The sequence below is a fragment of the Vulcanococcus sp. DEBay_Sum22DG08_74 genome, from assembly GCF_017852955.1.
GTDB lineage: Bacteria > Cyanobacteriota > Cyanobacteriia > PCC-6307 > Cyanobiaceae > Vulcanococcus.
The window spans coordinates 1-4244 of record NZ_JAFMKL010000129.1; the positions used below are offsets into that span (position 1 = coordinate 1).

The 4244-nt window shown below is 63.5% G+C and carries 5 protein-coding genes; all 5 read left to right on the forward strand.

What is annotated here, in order from left to right; genetic code table 11:
• Positions 1–516 (forward strand): response regulator transcription factor (locus QZ184_RS10410; protein WP_296419495.1); only part of this gene is annotated, 516 nt, incomplete at its 5' end.
• Entirely contained in the window at positions 517–2583 is a 2067-nt protein-coding gene (locus QZ184_RS10415) for a sensor histidine kinase (RefSeq protein WP_296419497.1), read from the forward strand.
• Positions 2584–2632: 49 nt separating this feature from the next.
• Positions 2633–3172 (forward strand): hypothetical protein, encoded by a 540-nt coding sequence (locus QZ184_RS10420; protein WP_296419499.1) that lies wholly within the window; start codon positions 2633–2635, stop codon positions 3170–3172.
• 30 nt (positions 3173–3202) lie between these two features.
• On the forward strand, positions 3203–3454 hold the full coding sequence (locus QZ184_RS10425; RefSeq protein WP_010315097.1) for a hypothetical protein: 252 nt from the start codon (positions 3203–3205) through the stop codon (positions 3452–3454).
• 84 nt (positions 3455–3538) lie between these two features.
• The coding region (locus QZ184_RS10430) for an aldehyde dehydrogenase family protein (RefSeq protein WP_296419500.1) at positions 3539–4244 on the forward strand (706 nt) is incomplete at its 3' end.

Below are 4244 nucleotides of genomic sequence, written 5' to 3' on the forward strand. Positions count from 1 at the left end.
CTGGAAGCCATGGCCGGCATTGAAGTGATCGGCTCAGCGACCAGCTGCCAAGAAGCCCAGGAGCTCTGCGAGCTGGATGCACCCGACCTGCTGGTGCTCGATCTGGCCCTGCCGGATGGCGAGGGATTGGAGGTTGCCCGGGCCCTGCATCGGCGGTCGCCAGAGTCCAAGGTTGTGGTGCTCTCCGGCCAGGCCTCCAGCTTTGTCTGTCCGCCTGAGCTCCTGAGCCAAATCTGCGGCGTTGTGGACAAGACAGCCGCCTTCCAGCAACTGCATCAGGTTCTCGAGCAACTGGTGCCGCAACCCATCGCAACGCTGACACCGCGCCAACAGGAGATCTATGCCCTCATTGGCCGAGGCCTCAGTAATAAGGAGATCTCGAAAGAGACCGCCCTATCGATCGCCACGGTGGAAACCCACCGCAAAGCCATCGCCCAGAAATTGGGACTCTCTGGCGCCGAACTGGTGCACCAAGCCTCGCGGCTTGCCCCCCTCACCATTGCCCAAGACACCTAGATGGCTCCACGTCACTTGCTGAGCACCCCCAGAAAACTGGCCAATCGGCTGGCCCTACTAAGTGCGCTTCAGCTCGTGCTCGTTGGAGGCAGCCTCAGCGTGCTGAGTTTCGCCATCGGCCGACGCAGCGGCCTGGAGATCAGCGAGACCTACCGCCAAAACGCCTCGGTGGTGGAACTCTCGACGCGTCTCTCCCGCAAGCTCAGCTACCCCCGCTGGATCAACACCCTCAACCTCGCCTGGCTGGAGCAAAACCCAGGACGTGTTTCGGAGTATGCGGCGATGGCCGAGCGCTTCTGGAACCAGATGCGTGCCTTCCCCGTGGATTACATCAACTACGGCGGAGCCGACGGCCGTTTCATCGGCATGGAGCGCAGCGATGACGGAGAGCTGCTGCTCAACGAAGACACCAGTCGCAGCGGCCGGGGATCGATGGCTGTCTATGCCATGAAGCAGGGACAACGGGGTGAGCTGCTGGAGCGCATTCCAGGCATGACCGAGACCCACGAGGAAGCCTGGTACACCGACACAGCTAAAGCCGGCAAACCCCTCTGGAGTTCGATTTACGCCTGGGAAGACCAGCCCGAGATTTTCTCGATCTCCTACAACGCGCCCCTCTTTGGAGCCAACCGCAACCTGCTTGGGGTGGTGGGGGTCGACATGGTTCTCTCCCAACTGAGCACCTGGCTCGAGCAGGTCTGGAAGGGCCGCGATGGCTTGGCCTTGATCGTGGAGCCGGACGGCACCCTGGTGGCGAGCTCAAGACCCAGCCAAACCCTCAGCCGCAGTAAGGGCCAAGTGGAGCGCTCCCGATTGGCCGCGCTGAGCGACCCGATGGCGCAAGCCCTCCATCAACGGCTCAAGGGGGGAGCCAACGGCAAACCCGAGCGTGGCCAAATCGATGGCCATCCCTATTCCCTGGTGACCACACCCTGGGGCACCGATGAAGGGCTGAATTGGATCCTGCTGACCAGCCTCACGGTGGAGCCCGGCACGGCCGCTGCTGACCGGGACGCCCTAATCGCCTTGCTGGCCTCAGCCGGAGCCTTGGCCGGAGCGGCAGCCCTGACCAACAGACAGATCCGCAGCCTGCTCTATCCCTTACGCCAGCTCGAGAGCACCTCCGAGCAACTCAGCCAGAAGCTCAGGCAAGCCACATCACAACTGCAGCCGGAGAGTTTGCAGTTCCACAGCGGCGTCACCGATCAGTCCGGAGAAGAATTGGTCTCCCTGGATGGAGCCCTACGGCAACTGGTGGATGGCTACAACCGCCTCACCAGCGAGCTGAGGGAACGGGAAGCCAGCCTGGCGGAAGCGCGAGAGAAAGAGCGCTACCGCGATGCCCAAACCCTGGCACTGCTGAAAGACAAGTTGCGCAGCAGTTTGCAGGCTGCGGCCGTGGCCCACGAAATCAATCAACCGCTCAGCGTCTTGCTGCTCAACAGCCAGCTGCTGATCAAGCAAACGGAGAACGTCGACCTCAGCGCGCTCCCCAGCGGCTGGAAGCAACAGGTGGAGGGCATTCGCCACGAAGCCGATCGCGTCGTGCTCACGATCGAGAAGATGCGTGCCCTGCTGAGGAACGTCCAAACAGAGCATCAGCGCCTGAACCTGCGGGAGATCAGCCAGAGCGCTCTGCTCTACGCCCGCTCGGGGGGCAGCACGGCCCGCGTGGCCATCGACAGCATGGCCCTGGAACGCGAGGACGCCCCCGCCTGGATTGAAGGCGATGCGGTGCAGATCCAAATCGCGATCGTCAACCTGCTGCGCAACGCCGCCGAAGCCCTGATCGACGCCCAGACCGCCAACCCCTGGATTGGCATCAGCATCGAGGCCCAGGGGGATCAGTGGTGCCTGGACGTCGCCGACAACGGACCGGGCCTGCCGCAAAGCCTGCTCGATCAACTCCCCCTGCAAACCAGCAAAGCCAGCGGCAGTGGCCTGGGGCTGTTTGTGGTGCAAACCACCATGGAGAACCACAGCGGCCAGCTGGACGTTGCCACCAGCCCCCAAGGAGGCGCCTTGCTGCGGCTGCGCTTCCCTGCCCTACCCAGTTCTGGGGATTGATCAGACCTATAGGGGTCATGCACGGTGTGCATACCTCGGGGTCAAGGCCTTGGCGGACCTACTGCTGGAAGGGATCCCGGTGCTGGATCTGCTGGAGATCACCAGCAGCACGACCGCCGTGGCCCAGCGAATCCAGCGCGACCAGAGCTCGGTCTCTCGCATCTACCGCCATGTCAGCCAAGTCCTGAATCTGGACTTCCAAAAACGGGGCAACGGCCTCTATCAAGCCCAATCCAATCAGCCCTTGCTGGCGAGCCTGCGGTTGGCCTCACAGCAGATGCGTCTGGCTCTGATGCCGAGCCAACTGCGCTGGCTCCACAGCCTCGATGAGCCATTGCTGCTGGGTGACCTCGGCCTGCGGCTTCCCCCAGCGCTGCCCCTGACGGGCAGCCGGCAGCCCGAGCGCTTGGCCGCACTGCTGGAGGGGCGACTCCTGGATCTTGTTCTGCTCAGTGAGCCCCCTCTTCTGCCAGCCTCAAGCGCGCTGATCAGCCGGCCGGTGGCCGGAGAACGGATCTACGCACTGCTTCGTCAGGACCTCATCCAAACCCCTTCCATTCAGCAGGTGTTGGATCTCCAGAGCCCATGAAATGCTGAAGAGGACCGGGGAGCTTTAGGGATGCTGAAGTCGATCGCACTGCGCCGGGTCTTGATCTATTTCGGGCTGAGCAGCGCGGGCGTTGCGGCGGTCAGCCAACTGGAATTGGATCAACGCAGCGCGGGCGTGATCTATGTGCCGATGTTCATCGGCATCTATGTCCTCTCCCGCTGGATTGAATCCAAGCTCTCGGCCACCCCTCCGTCCGTGAGCCCCGAGGCGGACTCCGAACTCCCCAGCAAGGGCTTCATGGCGAAGTCACCCAAGCCCTAACCACGGGATTTCCGCCGCTGTCCATAGGGTGTCTCAAGCCCTGCCCGTCCATCTGTGCTCCAGCTGACTACCCCCATCGCTGCGATGCGTCAGCTGGTTGTGGGTGGAACCACCCGCCCGCTGCAGTGGCGCCTCGAGCAACTGGATCGACTCGATGCCGCCCTCAGCGCCCACAGCGACGCCGTCCTGGAGGCCCTGGCCAAGGACCTGGGGAAGCCTGATGTCGAGGCCTACTTCGAGGTCGTCGCCGTTCGCCAAGAGATCAGCCTCTGCCGCCGGCAGCTACGGCGCTGGATTGCCCCCAAAAAGGTCAGCGTTCCCCTGAGCCAGCGGCCAGGTCGAGCGGAAGTCATCGCCGAACCCCTGGGCTGCGTCCTGATCATCGGCCCCTGGAATTACCCGTTCCACCTGGCGATTCAGCCCCTGGTCAGTGCCCTAGCGGCCGGGAACACCGCCATCCTCAAACCATCGGAGCACGCACCGGCAACGGCTCAGCTGATCAGCAGCCTGATCAGGGAGGCCTTCCCGCCCGAGATCGTCCAGGTGGTCCAAGGGGATGGGAGCACCGCCCAGGCCCTACTCGCTGAGCGGTTTGATCACATCTTTTTCACTGGCGGAGAGCGCATCGGGAAGCTGGTCATGGCCGCTGCAGCCCAGCACCTCACCCCCGTCACCCTGGAGCTTGGGGGCAAGAGTCCGGCGGTGGTCCTCAGGGATGCAGACCTCGAGGTCACCAGCCGCCGGTTGGTCTGGGGCAAGTGCCTGAACGCCGGGCAAACCTGCATCGCGC

Bases quoted from the DNA above. Each gene is read 5' to 3' on its own strand.
- QZ184_RS10415 (WP_296419497.1), top strand. From the start codon at position 517: ATGGCTCCACGTCACTTGCTGAGCACCCCCAGAAAACTGGCCAATCGG.
- QZ184_RS10425 (WP_010315097.1), top strand. From the start codon at position 3,203: ATGCTGAAGTCGATCGCACTGCGCCGGGTCTTGATCTATTTCGGGCTG.